The sequence below is a fragment of the Bacteroidota bacterium genome (assembly GCA_018692315.1).
GTDB lineage: Bacteria > Bacteroidota > Bacteroidia > Bacteroidales > JABHKC01 > JABHKC01.
On record JABHKC010000164.1, the window covers coordinates 23,723 to 44,438 of the forward strand.

15 protein-coding genes are annotated in these 20,716 nt (G+C 33.2%); 2 read left to right on the forward strand and 13 right to left on the reverse strand.

Features of this window, described 5'->3' with window-relative positions; all coding sequences use genetic code 11:
• Positions 1-142: 142 nt before the first annotated feature.
• Genes glmS through HN894_12525 form a run of 3 tightly spaced genes read right to left on the reverse strand, consistent with a single transcriptional unit; the run spans position 143 to position 4,113 of the window.
• Positions 143-1,996, reverse strand: coding sequence for a glutamine--fructose-6-phosphate transaminase (isomerizing) (gene glmS / locus HN894_12515; GenBank protein MBT7144144.1), 1,854 nt, complete (start codon positions 1,994-1,996; stop codon positions 143-145).
• A gap of 10 nt (positions 1,997-2,006) precedes the next feature.
• Entirely contained in the window at positions 2,007-3,299 is a 1,293-nt protein-coding gene (locus HN894_12520; GenBank protein ID MBT7144145.1) for a DUF4270 domain-containing protein, read from the reverse strand.
• Positions 3,292-4,113, reverse strand: coding sequence for a glycogen/starch synthase (locus tag HN894_12525; GenBank protein MBT7144146.1), 822 nt, complete (start codon positions 4,111-4,113; stop codon positions 3,292-3,294). Before HN894_12525 ends, HN894_12520 begins: the two co-directional genes overlap by 8 nt.
• Before the next feature lie 269 nt (positions 4,114-4,382).
• On the opposite strand from HN894_12525, the gene arcC reads away from it, so the two are divergent.
• On the forward strand, positions 4,383-5,327 hold the full coding sequence (arcC, locus tag HN894_12530; GenBank protein ID MBT7144147.1) for a carbamate kinase: 945 nt from the start codon (positions 4,383-4,385) through the stop codon (positions 5,325-5,327).
• A gap of 47 nt (positions 5,328-5,374) precedes the next feature.
• Positions 5,375-6,376 carry an ornithine carbamoyltransferase gene (gene argF, locus HN894_12535; protein MBT7144148.1) on the forward strand — a complete coding sequence of 334 codons (1,002 nt, stop codon included), beginning with the start codon at positions 5,375-5,377 and terminating at the stop codon, positions 6,374-6,376.
• Positions 6,377-7,420: 1,044 nt separating this feature from the next.
• Here argF and HN894_12540 read toward each other — a convergent pair.
• The 10 genes from HN894_12540 to HN894_12585 all read right to left on the reverse strand — a co-directional run bounded on the left by HN894_12540 (position 7,421) and on the right by HN894_12585 (position 20,380).
• The gene (locus tag HN894_12540) at positions 7,421-9,289 is read right to left on the reverse strand and encodes a S8 family serine peptidase (protein MBT7144149.1); all 1,869 of its coding nucleotides are present in this window, start codon (positions 9,287-9,289) and stop codon (positions 7,421-7,423) included.
• 574 nt (positions 9,290-9,863) lie between these two features.
• Complete coding sequence (locus HN894_12545; GenBank protein ID MBT7144150.1) at positions 9,864-10,589, reverse strand: TlpA family protein disulfide reductase; 726 nt, start codon at positions 10,587-10,589, stop codon at positions 9,864-9,866.
• Positions 10,590-10,644: 55 nt separating this feature from the next.
• Positions 10,645-11,088 carry a hypothetical protein gene (locus HN894_12550; GenBank protein MBT7144151.1) on the reverse strand — a complete coding sequence of 148 codons (444 nt, stop codon included), beginning with the start codon at positions 11,086-11,088 and terminating at the stop codon, positions 10,645-10,647.
• A gap of 37 nt (positions 11,089-11,125) precedes the next feature.
• Positions 11,126-12,154 (reverse strand): S41 family peptidase, encoded by a 1,029-nt coding sequence (locus HN894_12555; protein ID MBT7144152.1) that lies wholly within the window; start codon positions 12,152-12,154, stop codon positions 11,126-11,128.
• 54 nt (positions 12,155-12,208) lie between these two features.
• Positions 12,209-12,997, reverse strand: coding sequence for a hypothetical protein (locus HN894_12560; protein MBT7144153.1), 789 nt, complete (start codon positions 12,995-12,997; stop codon positions 12,209-12,211).
• 31 nt (positions 12,998-13,028) lie between these two features.
• On the reverse strand, positions 13,029-13,925 hold the full coding sequence (locus HN894_12565; GenBank protein ID MBT7144154.1) for a DMT family transporter: 897 nt from the start codon (positions 13,923-13,925) through the stop codon (positions 13,029-13,031).
• Complete coding sequence (locus HN894_12570; GenBank protein ID MBT7144155.1) at positions 13,915-15,399, reverse strand: hypothetical protein; 1,485 nt, start codon at positions 15,397-15,399, stop codon at positions 13,915-13,917. The genes HN894_12565 and HN894_12570 overlap by 11 nt, the downstream gene beginning before the upstream one ends.
• 117 nt (positions 15,400-15,516) lie before the next feature.
• Positions 15,517-16,026, reverse strand: a complete 510-nt coding sequence (locus HN894_12575) for an outer membrane beta-barrel protein (GenBank protein MBT7144156.1) — start codon at positions 16,024-16,026, stop codon at positions 15,517-15,519.
• A 163-nt stretch (positions 16,027-16,189) separates the two neighbouring features.
• The gene (locus HN894_12580) at positions 16,190-17,305 is read right to left on the reverse strand and encodes a helix-turn-helix transcriptional regulator (protein MBT7144157.1); all 1,116 of its coding nucleotides are present in this window, start codon (positions 17,303-17,305) and stop codon (positions 16,190-16,192) included.
• 579 nt (positions 17,306-17,884) lie between these two features.
• A complete protein-coding gene (locus tag HN894_12585) occupies positions 17,885-20,380 on the reverse strand; it encodes a DUF3604 domain-containing protein (GenBank protein MBT7144158.1) in 2,496 nt (831 codons plus the stop codon).
• Positions 20,381-20,716: the final 336 nt, after the last annotated feature.

Consider the following 20,716-nt stretch of genomic DNA (forward strand, 5'->3'; position numbering starts at 1 on the left):
ATTCAATCTTAACAATTGACTATAAGTATAAAAAAATGGTTGCATTAATATTCCTTATTTGAGAAAAATAAAAAAGATTGTTAATAGAAGAATTTTGTTTATATATCAAGCATTCGAAAATAGATTATGATGCAAGTATTGATTATTCTACAGTAACTGCTTTTGCTAAATTTCTTGGTTGATCGATATTGCATCCGCGTGCTGCTGCTATGTAGTATGAAATTAATTGCAGAGGTATGACTGCTAAAATAGGAGCAAGGGCATAATCGGAGTTTGGAATTTCCAAAATATGGTCTGCAAGTTTTTCAATTTGCACATCTCCTTCTGTAACAATTGCAATAACTTTTCCTTTTCTGGCTTTTACTTCTTCAATATTATTCACAATTTTTTCGTATGAATGGTCTTTTGCAGCAATTACTACTACTGGCATATTTTCATCTATTAATGCAATTGGTCCATGTTTCATTTCTGCTGCCGGATATCCTTCAGCATGAATGTATGAAATTTCTTTAAGTTTTAAGGCTCCCTCAAGAGCTACAGGAAAAAAGTAGCCTCTTCCTAAATATAAAAAGTTTCCTGCATCTTTATATAGTTCAGCAATTTTTTTACATTCGCCATGATAGCTAAGAGTTTTTTCTACTTTTTTTGGAATTTGAGATATCTCCAAAATTAGTTCTTTATAGGTTGCTTCATCTATTGTATTACGTTTTTTCCCAATTAGAATTGATAAAAAAGCTAATGTAGTTACCTGCGATGTGAATGCTTTGGTAGAAGCAACTCCTATTTCTGGTCCTGCATAGGTGTAAATTCCTGCATCGGTTTCTCTCGAAATGCTTGAACCTACAACATTACAAATTCCTATCACTAAAGCTTTATTTTCTTTTGCCAATCTTATGGCAGCTAATGTATCTGCAGTTTCGCCACTCTGACTTATTGCAATAACAATATCATCTTCATAAATTACCGGTTTTCTATATCTAAATTCGGAAGCATATTCAACTTCAACCGGTAGTCTGGCAAATTCTTCGAAAAGGTATTCGCCAACCAGTCCGGCATGCCAGGATGTCCCACAACCTATAATTATGAGTCTTTTGGCTGCAACAATTTTTGGTATTATTTCTAATATTCCACCATGATGGATGTCAGAATGATCGGCAGTTATTCGGCCTCTTAATGTGTTTACTAAAGTTGAAGGTTGCTCGAAAATTTCTTTCAACATGAAATGTTCGTAGCCACCCTTTTCAATCTCTCCTATATCAATATCAAGTTTTTCAATTTTTGGAGATATAGGTTCGTTTTTTAATGTTTTTAATTGGAGTTCCGTTTTTTTGATAATTGCTATATCATAGTCGTTAAGATAAATTACACTTTTTGTATATTCAACAATCGGTGTAGCATCTGAAGCTATAAAATATTCATCCGTTCCAACTCCTACTACTAATGGGCTTCCTTTTCTAGCTGCCACCAATTGATTTGGCTCATCTTTGCAAGCAACTACAAGTGCATAAGCTCCGGAAACTTTTTTTAAGGCATATCGAATTGCCATTTCGGCGGTAAATTTACCGTCCAAAAACTCGTTACCTCTTATATATATGTACTCTATAAGGTTAGCTAATATTTCTGTATCTGTCTCACTTTTAAAAGTGTAGCCTCTATTTATAAGCTTTTCTCTAAGTATGGAGTAGTTTTCAATTATTCCGTTGTGAATCAATATAAACAAGTTATTCATTGAAGTGTGTGGATGAGCATTTTCAGTACTTGGCACTCCATGAGTTGCCCATCTGGTGTGTCCCATACCAATGTCTCCAGAAACATCTTTGTCTTTTACGAATTCTTCAATATCTTTGACTTTTCCTTTTACCTTATAAGTTCTAATATCGCCATTCACAATTGAAATCCCGGCAGAATCGTAGCCACGATATTCTAATCGTTTTAAGCCATTTATTAAGATTGGGAAGGCTTCTTTGTTCCCAATGTATCCAACAATACCGCACATAAAATTAGTTTTATAGTTTTGTGTATGTAAGTTTTAAAAGAATTTTGTTATTTCCTGAGTTATTTAATATTACCCTATTTGCAGAAACTTTACTTTTCGAGGGTAACAAAAATAGTCCTTTATTTTCAATGTTCTGATCTATTAAATCTTGAAAATATTGGGTAATATTTATAGAGTATGTATAATCTGTAGAATCAATATATCCATTGAAATAATAATTTTCGACATTACTGTCAATATAATAGTCTGAAGGAGCATCAAAGCCTTCATTTCTGTCAATTAGTTCTAAAATAAGTTTTTCAGGTGGAGAAAACTTGTTTGTTGTATTTTCTTTGATACTAAAAACTAATTCGGCTTTGGCTATTGCAACTTGTTCTGTTTCCGCAACAGTTTCAAGCCATGTATCAGCAAATGGAAATTGAAGTTCTGCTTTTAGTCCACCCATTGATTGTAAATAAATATGATCTGCATCTTCTACGTTTAAATATTGTGAAATATTAGTGTTTTGAAACTGATGATCGTAAATATTAAATCTTGCACAATATTCATTGAGTAAGAAATCGAAACTTAAGGTATCGCCATCTAAAATACTTGTATCATTTGAATAGTATAAAGTTATTTTCGAAACAGATGATAATAAATCAAAATATACTATTGAGGCTCCTATTTGGTCAGTTGAAAAATAAAGACCTTTAAAGGCATCTTTAAAGGAATCATTGTCTTCCAAAAAAGTAGTGTCAAGATCAAGCAATTCTTGTCCCAATTCATCTGGAAGTTTAATTTTCAAATTGTTAGTATCTGAAGGAAGAGGTTTGTAATATTTATTAAAAAACGCCGGTTCGAAGCTAACATGAGAATTGGAAAAATATGTCAGCGTATCATTTATGTTTTCAGAAAGTTTATGAATTTTTATGTTTTGCATTATGCTTGTATCTCCATAATATCCGGCATAGTCCAAGTATAAAAATATAGAATCAATTACTGGGTTTGAACCAAATCTAACTGCATTTTTCGAAAGACGAAATTCAGTTACAAATTCAGCTTTTGAGCTTCCAAATACTGGATCTTCACAGCTTCCCAATAGGCAAAGAGAGCGTTCATCTGTTGTGATTAAATGGTCAGTAATTGTTGAGGCTGCCACTACCGACAGTGAGTCGCTATGAAGAATAATTTTGTCTCCATCAGGAACTAAATTATATCCAAGTTGGTTTTCTTCTTGGCAGCTTTGAAAAAATAAAAAAAATGAGAGAAAAAAGATTGTGTTGATTGTAACTTTTAATGATTTAACTTGGTTTTTATTCATCTTTTTGGTTTTCTAATAATTTGTCGTAAAATTGCGAATATGCTTTAAGAAAAGTTTCGTTAGTCTGATAAGGAAGGACAGGCACAGATTGCTTGTCAATATATCTTTTTAATTTAAGGTTAACTTTTTCGCTACCATAAATAATTGCATCTGAATTGTCAATTGCCGATTTATTTAGGTTAACATAATCACCTCTTTTTAAAATTGTAATATCTTCGTTTTCAATGCCATCTATTTTAAGTTTTTCCTTAAATGACCTATGAAATTTTCCTTCAAAATCGTCATTATATACTGAATAAACTACTTTTGAATCGCAAAATAAAGGATTATCTTTTAAAGATTTTTTAATATATAAAGGTATAAGACTTGAAATCCAACCATGACAATGAATAATGTCTGGTGCCCATCTTAGTTTCTCAACTGTTTCGATTACTCCACGAGAGAAAAAGATGGTTCTTTCATCATTATCGTCAAATATCTGGTTGTTTTCATCGGTAAACATAGCTTTACGCTGAAAATAATCTTCATTATCAATGAAATAAACTTGCATTCGGGCAGATTGAATTGAAGCTACTTTTATGATTAAGGGATGGTCGGAATCATCAATAATTAAATTCATACCTGACAAACGAATAACTTCATGCAGTTGATTTCTTCTTTCGTTGATTAAACCATATCGAGGCATGAAAGTTCTAATTTCTTTGCCTGTTTCTTGTATTCCTTGAGGCAAGTAGCGTCCTATATGAGACATCTCTGTTTCAGGTAAATATGGTGTTATTTCTTGCGAAACAAATAGTACTTTCGTTTTTTCCATTTACTTTTACATTAAATCTAAAATAATTTGCAAAATTAAGAAAAAAATAAACTAATTAATGCAAAATTCTTTAATTATAATACATTTATTCAATAATCTCATAAGTTTTCTTCTATCAACAAAAAATAGCAATTTTTAAGTTTAATCAAAAAAACAGAAGAATTTAGGAAATATTGCTAAAATATTTTTTTTGAATATTTTAATAAGGATTTTTTGCAATTGAAATAAATAAAAATTATAATTTTGCAGTTTTTTTTAAAACCAATAATATGAAGAAATTAGCAGTAGTTGCATTTGGCGGAAATGCTTTACTTTCTAGTGGTCAGAAAGGAACTATTAGTGAACAAGAAGAAAATGTGTACAACACATGCTCGCATCTGGTTCAACTTATTAAAAAGAAATATAATATTGTGATTGGTCATGGAAATGGACCACAAGTGGGAAATGTGCTTTTACAACATGAGGCGGGCGAACAAGTATTTGGTATTCCAAAAATGCCAATTGATATTTGTGTTGCTGAAACTCAAGGTTCTATTGGCTATATGATTGAACAACAATTGCGAAATGTTTTAGAAAAAGAAAAAATTGATGTAGATATAATTTCAATAATTACTCAAGTACTTGTTGATAAGAACGATCCTGCTTTCGAAAATCCTACAAAACCTGTTGGTCCCTATTATACAAAAGAACAAGCAGAAAAAATAACAAGCGAAACAAAATCAGTATTTGCTGAAGATCCAAGAGGTAGAGGCTGGAGAAAAGTTGTTCCTTCGCCAAAACCCTATAGAATTGGAAACAGAAAATCTATTGAAAAGCTTGCCAGAGATGGACAAATAGTTGTAACAGTTGGCGGAGGCGGAATCCCTGTTTATTATGTAGAACCAAACAAATTGGAAGGAATAGATGCAGTGATTGATAAAGATTTAGCATCTTCATTGTTGGCTTCGCAAATTAATGCCGACGAGTTTATTATTTTGACTGATATTCCAAAAGTTTACATCAATTTTAATACACCCGACCAAAAAGCTATTGACCAAATGACAGTAACTGATGCGAAAAAGTATCTTGCAGATGGTCATTTTACTGAAGGAAGTATGGCTCCAAAAATTCGGGCAGCTATTCAATTCATAGAAAGTGGCGGAAAAGAAACAATCATTACTACTGCAAGCCAACTTGGTAAAGAAGGTAGTGGCACTCGGATAGTTTTTAGTTAAAAACATAAATAAATAATAATAAATATTCAATTAAAAATAAAAAAATCATGGCATTTAATTTAAGAAATAGAAATTTTCTAAAACTTTTAGATTTTAGTCCTAAAGAAATTAAGTTTTTATTAGACCTTTCGGCAGATTTAAAAGCTGCGAAATATGCAGGTATTGAACAAAAAAGACTCAGTGGAAAAAATATTGCATTAATTTTTGAGAAAGCCTCTACCAGAACAAGATGTGCGTTTGAAGTAGCAGCACTCGATCAGGGAGCCCATGTAACTTATCTTGGCCCAACAGGCTCACAAATTGGGAAGAAAGAAACAATGAAAGATACAGCCCGAGTTCTTGGCAGAATGTATGATGGAATCGAATACAGGGGTTTTGGTCAAAAGATTGTTGAAGAATTGGGAGAATTTTCGGGAGTGCCTGTTTGGAATGGGCTCACTAACGAATTTCATCCTACACAAATACTTGCAGATTTGTTGACAATGATGGAACATTCCGATAAGCCTCTAAATAAGATATCTTTCGCATATCTTGGCGATGCAAGAAATAATATGGGAAATTCGTTGCTTGTAGGTGCAGCAAAAATGGGAATGGACTTTAGAGCAGCAGCTCCAAAATCTTGCTTCCCTGACGAAAAACTCGTTGAAGAATGTATGGAAATCGCAAAAGAAACTGGTGCAAAAATCACTATTACAGAAAATCTTGATGAAGCTGTAAAAGGTGTTGATTTTCTATATACCGATGTTTGGGTTTCAATGGGTGAGCCCGACGAAGTTTGGGAAAAAAGAATTAAAGAAATGTTGCCTTATCAGGTGAACAAAAAGGCGATGGATAAAACCGGAAATAAAGATGTGAAATTTTTGCATTGTCTTCCTGCATTTCACAATCGTGATACTACTATTGGTGAAGAGATATATCAAAAATTCGGAATCGAAGCAATGGAAGTAAGCGAGGAAGTTTTCGAGTCTGAAGCGTCTGTGGTTTTCGATGAAGCAGAAAATCGTATGCACACTATAAAAGCTGTAATGGTAGCTACACTTGGCGAATAGAATAGTAATTTCATTTTATAAAAAAGGCTATTTCTTTTTCGGAAATAGCCTTTTTTATATAAACAAATTGAGGTGTTTACTTAATTAATATTATATTTGGATGAGAATTAAAGATCTATGGAAATATACAATGGAGAAAAGCTCTTAGAATTTTACTGAACGATTTTCATAAGATGAAGCTTGCCTTAAGTATCTGTCTGACATTAAGTGGAATAGTGGGTTTGAGTGCCGAAAATGCAAACACACTAAATTTAGTAAGGGCAGCAAATACCAACGTTGTTGCACCTTGTGCAAACATATCGAGAGTCCTACTGAAGGGACATTTTTTCACAAAGTAAAGTTTGGTGTGAGATAGGCATTCATGAATATGTTTGAGATGTCTGCTACTACTAAAGGACTTTTGGCTTCTCAGGTAGCTAAAAGATATGGCATTACACGCAAAACCGCGTGGCTATTTATGCATAAGATTCGAAAAGGAATGGAAAGCAATCAATGCCTTCCAATTGAAGGAACAGTACATGTCGACGAGTTTGTTGTTTGAGAAAATCCCCCTACACAAAGTCCGAATTGTGTTTTTCCTTCATAAAATATTCATTATAGCTGTGCCAGTAATTTGTATAATATGCTCAAGAAGGATGTTTTTTTCAAGAAATATATCCTTCTTAAAGCTAACCTGGCTACCCTTTACAGGCATCACTTCAATGAATCGCATTCTTTACTCCCTCACTGATTAGATATTTATTCAATTTATTTTCTCTTAATACTATCATTTAAATCTTTGCGATAATATGGTAAGTGATAAGGTCAGCTCCTGACCTTAGTATCATTGGAGTTGTTTGCGAGCTTAACTGACCCTGATCTCTCAAGGGTCAGTCAGCTCGCTTATCCATCATGTTAATCCAACTTGTATGATATGTTTTCATCTCACTTTACAAGGGTTCTGTATTTGTGCTTTCGCTGCTCATATCTTTGTTGATTTAATGACAATTATAATGTTTGTCGAAATTACAATTTGTCAGATGGGATTTTGATCATTCAAAAAGATCAATACTTTACTATTTTGCTTGTGATAATGTTTTCATTATCCCGTAGGCTGAGAAAATATATCCCAGCCTTAAAAGAGGAAAGATCAATATTTTTTGCATAATCACATCCATCTGACCAATTTTCTGACCAAACTAATTTTCCTGAAATATCAGTTATTTGAATCATAACATCCTCTTTTTTGTTTTCAAAAAACACAGTAATAGAGGCCGAAGTTGGATTTGGGAAAATTTGGACAGCTCTATTGTTTTTCAAAATATCCTCCGTAGAATATGTTTCTAATTCCTGTATAGCTGCCAGTGCATCTACCTTTCCCCAGCCCCAAAGATTGCTGCCTCCAGGCGGAATAGTGCCTGTCAAACTATCGGTACGAGCTGTTGTAGCAAGAATTTCTTTTACTTGTGTTACGTTCAGTGTGTCGTTTGCTTCGAGTAAAAGGGCAACTATGCCCGCAACAAAAGGAGAAGACATGGAAGTGCCGGTAGCTCCCCCGAAATACCAGGAGGTATTTCCTTCTTGGTATTCGTATGCTGGCGGGTATTCTTCGGCAACGTAAGGATATGTAGCATTTACGGCTGCAATTAGCACATCTCCAGGAGCCGTGATTTCTGGCTTGGTCCTGCCATCAACGGTTGGACCATGGCTGGAAAATGCTCCCAACTCGCCCAATACTGTCCCCTGTGCATCGTGTGTATTCCCATCTAATCCCATAAAAGAAGTCTTTGTGGTATAAGCTCCCACTGATATAATGCCATCAGCCGTTCCCCCTATTTCATTACAGGAAATGTCAGAATTTCCTTCTGTATAACCACCAATACCAAAACTTTCCAAACCAACTTCACTCCATAAATGAAGCGATCCTGCGGTTCCAGTCAGTATTAATTCCGGCACAACTTGTTGGGACAACAATGCGCTCATCTCTATCATTATCATTATATTGGGTTTGGAATTTAAAACCGAGGCATCATCCACATCAATACTAATGGTTATATCTCCACCTGCAAATACAATTTCAACAGTTGTATCTGCGGAGGAAGGTAAGAATGCTGTTGTACCTATATTGCTACCTGTGGAAAAATCATCAAATTTCATGGACACATCGAAAGAAGCTCCGGGTTGCCCCCAAATGCTTACTTCTCCACTTCCCTCAGTACTGTATGTTCCTATAAAGCTACGGAGTGTATCATTTGCCTGTAAATCGTAGGCAATATGTACAGGTCTGTCTCCTTCATTGCTAACCGATCCCACCAAAATCTTTCCTTCTCCTACTATTGCATCAATAAACTGATCAAACAAGGAAGTGCCATCATGTGGCCCGGAATGGTGCCCCAAACTCATGTTGATAACAGCAGGCTTGCCAACCGAATCTGCATAATTGAAGATATAGCTGATGCCATCAGTGATTGCCGACTCACCAGCAGTGGAAAAATCTGGTTCAACAATTACTATATCAGCATTTGGGGCAACTCCACCAAACATTTCATCAAGACCAACCCCCCTGCCGGCAGCAATAGAAGTTACATGTGTACCGTGCGACTGACTATCGGAGGTTTGGCCAATACTCAACATGTCAGCTGCATCAGTCAATTCTGTTCCGTATCCATAAGCAGAAGGCGGGTTTCCTGCATTAACGTTTTGTACCCAAACCCTCTGTATGCGTAAATTGCCTGAGCTGTCGCGGAAGGCAGGGTGGGTCATATCAAAACCACCGTCGATTACGCCTACAACGACTCCTTCACCAGTATATGCCTGAGGAAGGTTAGTTCCCAGATGAACCGCTGTTACGTTTGTTTCGGCGAGTGCGGCGTCTAACTTTTTTTTTACTTTTTGGTCAACCTGGATATAACTGATTCCAGGCAGATTGGTCATCGCTTCAAATTGCTCAATTGGTATCCGAAAGGTGTAAAGTATTGGGTTTCTCGTACCTACTTTACCACCGAGGTCGGTCAGGGCTTCCTCATTAAAGTTTTCATCTACTTTCATCAATCCTCCGATGTAAAAGTTTCCTTTTTTTCTGCTGACTGGAAAATTGGCCTTGATCTCTTTAATTATTAAGGCTTTTTCTTTTGCATCTGACTGTATCCCTTCTGCATCGCTATTCAATTGCTTCGCCTTGAGCAGAAAAAGGCTGCTGGAATTTGAAAGTTCCGATTGAGCCATCATATTTGTGCTTCCAAATATTAAATAGCTACAAATGATTAAGTACAAAACGTTTTTTAACATGTCTCTCTTTTTTAAAAGATTAAATTTATTTATGAATGATTAGAATAATCTTGTGTTGATTATTTATATTTATAAAGTATAAATGATTTAAGATACTATTACTAAATTTTTTTTGGTTTTGTTATTGCAAAATCAAGTTCAGTGTATTTTTCTTAATCAGAATTTGCCGAAAATTAATAATGCATTGGAACACAAAGCTTCAAATACAGTTTAGTTGATTTTATTCTTGTAAAGCTGTCTGGATTGAATTTGAAATTGATTCCCCGATATTAGGAAATCCTCCTGTCTCATAATAAAGATACTTTCCTTCTTTATCAATAACTATATTCGTTGGATAAGCTGTGATCTGAAATAGATTACACAATTCTGTTGCATTTGATACTACTGGATATTCAATAATATGCTTTTTTAAAAACTTTTTTACTCTTTTTTCTTTATCGAATGTGATAGATGCAAATATCACATTTGTGCTATTTTTATATTTTTCAAAAACTTCATTTAGTTCAGGAATTTCAGCAATGCAGGGTTTGCAAGCAGTAAACCAGAAATTCAAAACAACTACTTTCCCTTTCGTGTTTTCCGATGAAATTACATTACCATTTATGTCTTCAAATTTAAATTCGGGGACGTTTTCCCCGATCAATTCCGAACTACTTCCTGGCATTGGCATTTCTGCCATCATCTTTTTTTCTTCTTCGGTTGCTTTCCTAAGTTGTACATATTTCATTTTGCCATTAGAATCGTTTACAGGATCCATCATCCATTCTCCAGAATTCATTAAATCCATAAAATCAGACATTCCTACCTTGTTGCCAGATTCATCTTTAATGATCGTATTTTCATCAATCATTATATCGCCTCCCTTGAGCATATCCTGACTTTGACCAAATCCGTAGTGAAGGAATGAAAATAATATGGTAAATGTAATTATGATTATTTTTGTCATGATTTATAGTTTAATTTAGAATACGTTAACATTTTTCATTTCGATTTGTCATACTTTATCTATGTTCTTCTTTCTTTCTAAACACCATGTTAATTCTAAACTTTGATTGACTTCCAAATATATCAACAGCGTCACCCCCTCCTGCTCCTATTGTTCCTGCATTAGCATTATAAGCATCAACATATTCAAATCCTAATTGTGCCATTGTATTTAACATATCTGTTTGATTTCTGATTTTAAGTTTCTTTCTTGACTGCAAAAGTTTTTCTAATTTCATCAAAACATCCTCGTATGGAGATTTTTTATAATCGATTATAATATTTATCCCTCCAAATAGTTTCGTGTTTTCTGAAGTGATTACTACATATTCTGGCAATTCTTCAATCTTAACACTACTTGAATCTACTACTGACAATTCCTGAGAAAAAAGCTTAGCAGTTAATGTCAACATGAGTAAAATAATAACAGACACTGTCTTAAATGCGACTAATGATTTCATACAACCAAATTTTAAATTTTATTTGTTTTTAAATTTATTATTGCAGCTCCAAAATAGCTCTTTCAATTACCTCATCCTGAGTGGTAATCAAAGTATCCAAAGTAACCGGAATATCAGGATCAAATCCATCATCAAGGTGATTGCCGAGATGATCGATAAATTCACTCGTTGAAAGTTGCCATCGCCACCCATTGGCTAAAAAGCCATCGGCAGTTGAACCACTGCCACCACCTGTTCGTTGACCTACAAAAGTGACATTGTCTAATGGGTTAACAGAATAGGCAAATGTAGTTGAAGCACTGTAACAAAACCTATCAGTCAATACCATAACAGGTTTTAGAAATTTATTGGAACTACTTGTAGGTTGCATTGTAACATGACTGTCTGAAAAATCGTTGGCTCCCGGTCCTGTTTTAAATCTTTCAAATCCTGTATAAACAGGCTTGTCTGTTAAATATGAAGCAAATTTCGTAGCGAGAGAGGGATCACCTCCTCCATTCTGACGCATATCAAATATTAATCCTTTTGCATTCGAAAATGATGCAAATATCTGCTCGATTTCATCATCAGAAATTTCTACATTCCAAGATGGAACCCACAAATATGCTATTTCATTATCTTGAGGCAGGAACCCATATAAAGCTTGAAGTTCATCTAAAATCTGCAAATCCGGGTTAACACTTTTACCTGTGTAATTATCTGCAAGAATATCAACCTGAAAACCAAGGGGGTAGCCCGATTTGTTATCATAGTATGCTCCTTTTCTATTTTTATCGTCTTCTAACTTCGAATGTCCATCTCTCAATCGGAGTGAAATAATTGAGAGTTGTTCAAATAATTCCGTCTCGGTCATATTATTATTCACTATGGCTCTAATAGAATCTTCCAGATGTTGAATATCTACACCTTTAAACTCTAACATTGCATATTTCTCTTTTACTAATGTTACATATTCGTTAAAAATAGTTGTATTTGTTGTTTCCGGATTTGGGTTCATTAATATTTTTTCGCAGGATGCGATTATTATTATCAACCCTACTAATACTAAATATATTATCTTTTTCATTATACTAATTTTGAAATTATTAATTGAATATTTTATTTATGAATAATGTTGTATCTAAATACGATTATGGGTTCCTTTTGTGGTCGGATATGATTTCAAGGTTGAAAAACGCTTCATTTGCCAGAAATATCCGATGGAAATTCTTTCTTTATATTGAAACAAAAAGGATGTTTTTATATTTATAATCTTACCAATAGGTTTAAATTCAAAATACTTAAATCCAAAAGGACTTTCTAATTCTTTATTTTGATAGTTAAACTCACCATCTTCTAATCCGTTTTGTGGAGCGGAGAATGCAAAAGACGTGGACTCTTTCATAAAGCTTAGTAATCCTATATCCAGCGAAGATTGTAGATTCCAGTTATCATTTAATTGTTTGTTATGCATTACAGAACCGAATAAATAACTTCCATTGGTATAGTAGTGTCCATTATTTCCTAATGCATCGTTTACCCTTAAATCAAAGTCAAGAATATCGATTCTACCTCCGATTAGAAAATCACTGTTCTTTATTGGTTTAAGATATTTAAAATAAGCATAAGGATTAAGGGCATTGGTTTTTTCTGAATTATGTGTAGCCGCTTTTTCAAAAGAAAGACTAACATATAATCCTGTTTCCCAAAACCGCTTTTCATTTTTATTGGAATAACCAATTTCAAATAGACCTCCAATTCCTCCTTGACGGACATTAGAGTACTTTACATCTTGAAAACTACTATACACCCCACCAATGCCAATAAATAAATTTTTAGCAAGGGCATTATTGCTAATCGGATCAGTTTGTGTATTTCCATTTAGAAAACATAAAACCAAAACTGAGACTAATAAAATTTGTTTTTTCATATTTATTCAAATTGTTTATTATAATTATTATTTAAAGGTTACATTTTTTTACAGCTACTTTCATTCTAAATTCAGATATAATTGTGCCGGTTATTATTAAGATTCCGCCAATAATAATGTTGCCCGATAATGATTCTGACAACATGACCACTGCTGTTATTGCTGCAAAAAACGGTTCTAATGAGAAAATTATAACAGTAGTATTTGTTGACAAAAATTGCTGATAATGATTTTGAACTGTGTACATAAAGGTTGTTGCAAACAATGCACAAAAAAGAATACCTGTCCAGCTATCACGGCTTGAGGGTATTTGTATGCCATCGAAAAGTAATGCCATAAAAAATGAGCTAATACTCACAACCAGTAATTGTACTATTGTTATTAAAATGGCATCGGATTTTCCTGATTCCTTTGCAACCAGAATGATGTAAAAAGCAAAAGCAATTGCACATATAATCATCAACAAATCACCCGGGTTGAAAGAGCTAATGGACGTTGCCGTAATTAGGAGAAGTCCGATAGTTGCAATTGCTATTGCCAGAATTATTCTTGATGAAGGTAAACTCTTACGGTTGATGGCATCTAGAAATGGAACAATGACGATGGCAAAAGCTGTTATAAATCCTCCATTAGATGCTGTAGTAAATTCAAGACCAATGGTCTGTGTAAAGAATGCAATTGTCAACGGAATTGAAAGCAGGAATCCTTTATATATGGTACTAAAGTTTATTTTGAATAGCCTATTAAAAAATACCAGAGATAGCAAAATTGTGCCTATTAAAAACCTAAAAGCTAAAAAGGAATATGCATCAATATCATTGAGAGCCGTTTTTGTAAAGGCAAAGGTCATTCCCCAGAATATGGTGCCAATAACTAACAGAATTATAGCATTGATTCTGTTATCCATATTTGTTAACTTATTTATCATTAATCAACTTTTTTGCTTTTTCTAAAACAGCATCTTTCCCGTTCACAAATTCTGTAATAGTTTGATATACCTCATAGTGGGGTTGTGTACCACTCCCTTCAGGAAATAGTTTTTGATCCACATCCTGCTCGCCAATAACAGTAAAAAGCGAAAAGAAAAATCCTGAGTTGGGCAATTGATAAAAAAGAGGAATAGAACCAGTATGCCTGTAATAACCGCCACCTGTTTCCTCGCCTATAAAAATGGCATTACTTTTATCTCGCACCAATGCACTGAACAGGGCTCCTCCTGAAAATACTTTGCCACTTGTTAATACATAGACATTGCCTTTAAATCTGTATTTGGCAGGATCGCGGTGTATTATTTTATCTTCTTTCCAGTAATAAGCACCATCGCTTCCTCTTTCTACCTCCTTTAATGCCATCTTTTTGAAGATATCCTGTATTTTGTCCTTCTTTTTTTTGCTGATATCTAACATTTCATACCACATTGGTGCCAGATACTCAGCTTGTGGCGGCATATTTTTAATCGTATTTAATTTTCTGAATTTATTTTCTTTAAAATGCTTGTTAATAAAATAGGACGCTAACTCCATATCATTACCGTCATCACCACCGGTATTTTTACGTATGTCCAGAATTAAGTTTTCAATACCCTTTTCTTCTATTTCTTTGAATGAGTTTCTTAAGAACTTAAAGAAGCGTTTTTGATTTTTTTTGGTTTCGGTCGAAAAAGTGTTTACAGTTAATATGGCAGTTTTATCTTCAAAATATTCTAAATAATAGGGTTGAGAATTTGCTTCTTCTTCATTAAAGTTTTTTCCTAATTCAGAAAGAGAAATACCGTCTAAAATAATTGTTTTGTTTTCAAACTTAGGGTAGGAAATATAATCAATTGTATAGCTTTCCTTTGGTCCGAATGCTAAATAATAGTTTGTTAAGAAATCATCTTCTAACTGCCTGTATTTAAATGTAGTATTATAGCCATCAGAGCTTATTAACTTAAAAACTTCAGTAGTAATATTTGAAACAGAATGTCCGTTAATAGTCACTATTTGTGTTCCTTTTTTTAATTCGCCATAATCTTCGGCCACGACTAAAATGTCTTTTAAAAATTTCACTTTAAAGAAGGGGAAGAAGGCTCTAACAGAATCATTCTCTACCTCGGAAAAGATTATTCCAGATGGGTAAAAACTAGAGTGTCCACAGTTTATTTTTGTATGAATATTTGCTATTAGCTTGTAAAACTTGCGATTGTTTTCAAGTTTAGGGAGTTCTTTTTCTGCATTGGCAAATAGTATGTTAAACTCTTCTTTAGAGGTGTATAAATACATCCCGGAATGTGCTGTTTCAATAATTTCCCTATAAATAACCAAATCTTTTTTTGCATCTATAGGATTAAAAGAAACTTCATCAGCTTCCTGACTGAAAACTGTGCTTGAAATAAGTAGGATTAAATAGATGTAAATTTTCATTATTTTTTCATTTTTAATAGTCCAATTATTCTTTTGATTGTTATAATTTCTTAACAATAAATAGATCTTAACTAAAATGTTAGTGAATAAATTTATATGTCAAGATTCTAAAATAAATTAGAAATGATAACTAATTCCTATATCAATAGTTGAATAAACACCAGTTCCAGCATTAGAATCAAAACTTAAGTAGGACGTTGTAAGCTGAATTTTTTCGTTTAGGGTATAGCCAATCATTGGCCGATAATATAAGCCATTAGTATCATCATCATATTGGCTGGTTACTGAAATCCCAAACCCTATGTCTGCACCAAGAGTAAATCTGTCAGATACATTGAATCGGGTAGCCCCAGCAATCGGGAAAAATTGAAAATCTTTAAATCCATATGAAGACGTACTTGCAGCTATCTTATTTCCAATAGAATGATTATATCCGGAGGAGATTCCAAACTCAAATTTTTCGGATACTTCCCAAAGATAAGATGCATCTATAGCCACATTAAAAGTATAGGCTTTGCTAAAATCCCCAGTTGGCAAACCAATATTAGCGCCTATTGTGAAATTTTGTGCGTTAATGCTTGAAAACATTATGATTACAAACATTCCAGTTAAACTTACATATTTCATACTTGCTTTTTAAATTTTGTAATTTGATTGCACAAATATTTCAAAATACTTTAGCTTTATGCAAGAGAAGAAAATATGTTGAAGTATAGAATTCAGAAATATGAACTATGTTGGAACTTTTTGATGTTATTTTTGTCCGGTTTCAGGAATCCGAACTTTTATTCTACATTTTATTTTGGTTTTTATAACGAGATGGAGTCATTCTTGTATTTTTTTTAAAAGCCCCATAAAATGTACTTTTACTATTAAAACCAACTTCTTTCCCTATGCCGTCAATACTGAAATTATGATGTTCGCTATTAAGAAGTTCTTTAGCTTTTTCGATTCTAAAATTGTTAACATAGCTATTAAAGTTTTGATTGAGTAGAGAGTTGATGACTGTTGAAATACGTTTTGGATGTTCCTTTACATTTTTCGCCACATCCATTATTGTTAAGTCGGATTGTTTAAATGCTTCTTCCTTTTTTACGTAGTTTTCAATTTTTTGAAGAAGCTCTTTCGTAATTACTGTAGGTTTTTCAGCGTTTTGGATTTCAATCTTATGAGCATCTTTTTTTATTATCTGTTCTTTGGAATTTGGTATTAATGTAAGCACATTCATTTGAAGAATACCTCGCAAAGAAACCCAATATAGTAATGCAACATTGATAATTGAGGAGGTCATTGTAATAATATATTCATTACCAATAATAAAGAAAACAAAAAGACCTAAGATTACATAGACAAGCCCAATAATCACAAATAATCGCGACCAACGAAGCTCTTTGAATTCGATAGCTGCAAACTGATTTTTCACTTCCTTAATATGTTTGTTTATCCATTTTATGCATAAAAACCCAATATACAAAGAGAAAACAAAACCGATAAGCTCATACAATAAGTAAACCAATGAATCTTCTATTATTACTTTATCTTGTATGGGCTGTAAAAATAGTATGATGTTTATTACAATGGATGCTATGCCAGGATAAAGCACCCAATAACTTGTTTTCTTATTGGAAAATATGGATACTTTCTGCACATAGATATAAAACAGCGGAAATTCTAACCAGACTAATTCGAAGGGTAGCATTATTAGGTTGGGGTACTGCTCAACTATATTTAGTTCTTGGAAAATGTCTGAAACAAAATTTAAAGAGTATGTCAGTATGAATAAGCCTAGAAAAGTGGTAGATTTAACTTTGCGTCTATTAATAATCAAAAGTAAAGAACCCAAAATAAGCCCTTGGAAAAGCCCAAAGATGTCAACAATAGCAGTGATGTTGTAGTTTATTTGCATGTTTTTATTGTGTGGCTTGGTTTTTTATGATTGTTTATTTTTAAACTAATTCAAAATGTCTTCAAATATAAGGAATATACAAAAAATCATAGAATTTATAATTTGATTTTGGCTACAAGTTGAACTAAACCCTAGTCAGCTAATTCAGTAATATTATGTAATCATCTTTATTTATTAAAAGATGTAAAGATGGATAAAAAAATGAATTTACGGTAAAAGAATTGTCTATATTGCACAAAATGCAAAAAAGGCTTTTGGTGAGTAATCATTATTGAAAAACTATCAATTGGGAAAAATCATTATCAAATATTACCTAATCATAGGAAAACAAACTAGAAATTCCGCCTTCCACTACAATCCACGCTAACCTGAGTTTTGTTCAATCCCAATTTTCATCGGATCTAAGCATGGCTCAGTAGTTTCTTGCTGGTTTTATAATAAGGAGACTTCTAAAAATGCAAATTTCTTCGTTGTTTCTAAATTTTAAAATCCTCATTTACAATAGCAAACTGCGGTATTAAAATTTCTTACGCCTTGAACTTTACTATTTTTAGAACTCCCCATAAGGATAACTGTGAATTATTTGTTTTTTTCAACCCAAATAGGACTTGACCATGCTAACTCATTGTTTTTCTGACTTACTCTTATGTAGTAATACAGTACACTTTTTTCTTTTTTATAATCTTTATCTATAAATGTTTGTGTAAAAGAGCTTACATTATCATTAATAGCATACTCATGTATTACTTTACTATTTCTTAATACTTCAACTTTATCTAATACCGATTGACTTTCAATACTAAAGTTAAGCTCTGGTGCTTTATCTGTTTTTACACTTTCGCCAACCGTAGCCCCATTAATTCTAACATCCATAAATATTTTGTCACCTGTTGTAGCGAAAGTGCGTCTGTTTTTTAATGCCTCTAAAATTCCTGCGCGGCTAACTTCTTTTACCCAAAGTGCAGCAAGTCCTATTCCCATACTATTATGATCGCCACTGGCAATAAATCCCATCTTATACTTTTTATCTCTTAAGGCATAATCTACAAAAGTACGTTTGTAGTGGGTAACATTGTGGCGTGACAAGTTTTTTTCGCGTGGACAAGCCGGGTGTTCTGAATTTCCTCGGCATTGAAATATTTCTACTGCTGTTACATATTCAGGATTGTGTACGCTCCAATCAATATAATGCACATCATCAGCCGTGTGATGAGGTATAGTAACACACTCTATATTTTTTTCTGTTAACAATTGCCATAAGTTAAGCGACATTTTAGTTTCCTGATTATGAGGCGAGTATATTTCGTACTTATTACGAATATATTTTTTAGCATCCTCAGTGCTTTTAAAAATAATATTATAATGTCCGACACCGTATTGAATGCTGTCTAAAGTCCGATCAGGTTGTAAGGTCCACTCAATTCCGGGAATAGCAACAAACTCATCCGATTCATTATAAAAATCTGCCATTCTTAGATTTCTTCTCCAGTGTATTTCACTTGTGCTGGCTGCATGGTCAGTTAATCCAACAAAGTCATATCCTTCAGAATACATGCCAAATCTATAATCATCATGTTTTGAACCATCGTTGCCGGCAGGCCAGCAATTTGAACTATTTGTATGTTCATGAAGATTTCCGTAAAGTAAATAATAAGTTTCACTATTTATGGTTATTTGTTTTCTTGCAAGCTTTGGGTGTCCACTAAAGGTACTTATTGTCTTTAGATCTGGCATAAATTCTTTAACCTTTGTTTCTGTAAATTCAATGGGTTTGTAAACTTCCGACAAAGCTTTCGTCTTAAATTCAATTAAATTCAATTGGGTTCTTCGGGAATTAGTTTTTTCTTCACTATTTTGATTGTCTTTTATTTTAATTACTTGCTCATTAAAGGCTGCCAACCAAAAATTATTGTTTTTATTAAATACAATAGCTGGTTGTATTTTAAAACCTTTCATTTTTGTTTCATAAATGGTAACTGGTTCTTGCCAGCCTTTGTTTGCATCCAGCCACGAAAGCCTATATTTCCATCCTCCATAAGTAGTGAAGTCACTTCCACAGTATGTTGCCAAATACAAATTTTCCTTAGTGTCTTTTATAAATGTTGGGTTTTGATCGTTTTTACCTTTAAATAGCCATTTAGAACTATCTTTTACTTCAACAACTTTACCATCCTGATAAGAAAGTATCGCACAACACCTATCGCCTGTGTAATTATCTCCATCTTCCATGCGTGTGGTGTTTCTGTTGTTTTCAAAGCTGATCCATAGATTATTCCACTTATCAAATGCTAATGCCGGATAAGAATTTATATTAACTCTATTTTCGTGTCCTCCTCCTATGGCTATTGGTACTTTCTTTTTTATTGAAAGTGAGTTTCGGTCAATTATTGCCAATTCAATATTCTGATGAAAACCTTTAGTATATCCATAGGCTATGTACAGATTCCCTTCTTTTGATTCTGCCATAGCAGGCGAAAAACAGCTACCCTCTTGTTTATTTATTGCAATTGGCTCAGACCATTTACTATTTTCATATTTACTGATACGTATGGTAAATATTCCGTTATGTAGGTTTTCCCATGCAACCCAGTTGCGATTTTTATTTGGTGCTATTAGTACCGGATTTATTGAGTGCCCGGCTACAGTTACAAAAGAATGTGGTTCACTAAACCCATCACTTTCAAATAAAGCTACATTTATACTCCAATCTTCTTTTTGAGTCCATGCTATTACAGGTTTACCTCCGCTTGCACATGTTGCTACCGGAGCTTCGAATTGACCTTTTGACTGGGTCACATTCATCATTTCTTCCCACTTATCCGATTCATACTTAAATGCAGAAATAAACTCTGTTTCATCAGGAAATTCATTTCGTTTTAATGTGAAAAGCCAAATATTACCTTTTCTATCAGTTACTAATGATGGACTTTCTTCTTGTTTATCAGTGAAACTTGTAAGGCTAATACTATTCTTTAAATATGTTGTTTCATTTTTAGAAGAACATTTTACTAATAGCAGAGTAAAAATTGCAATTAGAGAAATCATGGTAGTTCTTGTAAATAATCTATTTTTCATTATTTATTATTGATTGTGAAATTAGAATGTACAAACTTGCATTCAACGGAAAATTGTATAAGTTTTGCAGATTGCGTAGCACTTTCCTATCTAGTTACAAGAAATTTGAATTGGCTATAATCCTTTAATTTACTAATGTTTCGGCTATTATTTTTATGTATTGTTTTCTTAGATACACTAATTAAATACAAGCCAGCTAATTCAGTAATAATATCATAAATTTTATCTTTATTAATTTATTAAAAGATGTAAAGATGGATAAAAAAAAGAATTAACTGATAAAGAATCGTATGAAATATTAGACAGAAATTACCTAATCATCGGAAAACAAACCGG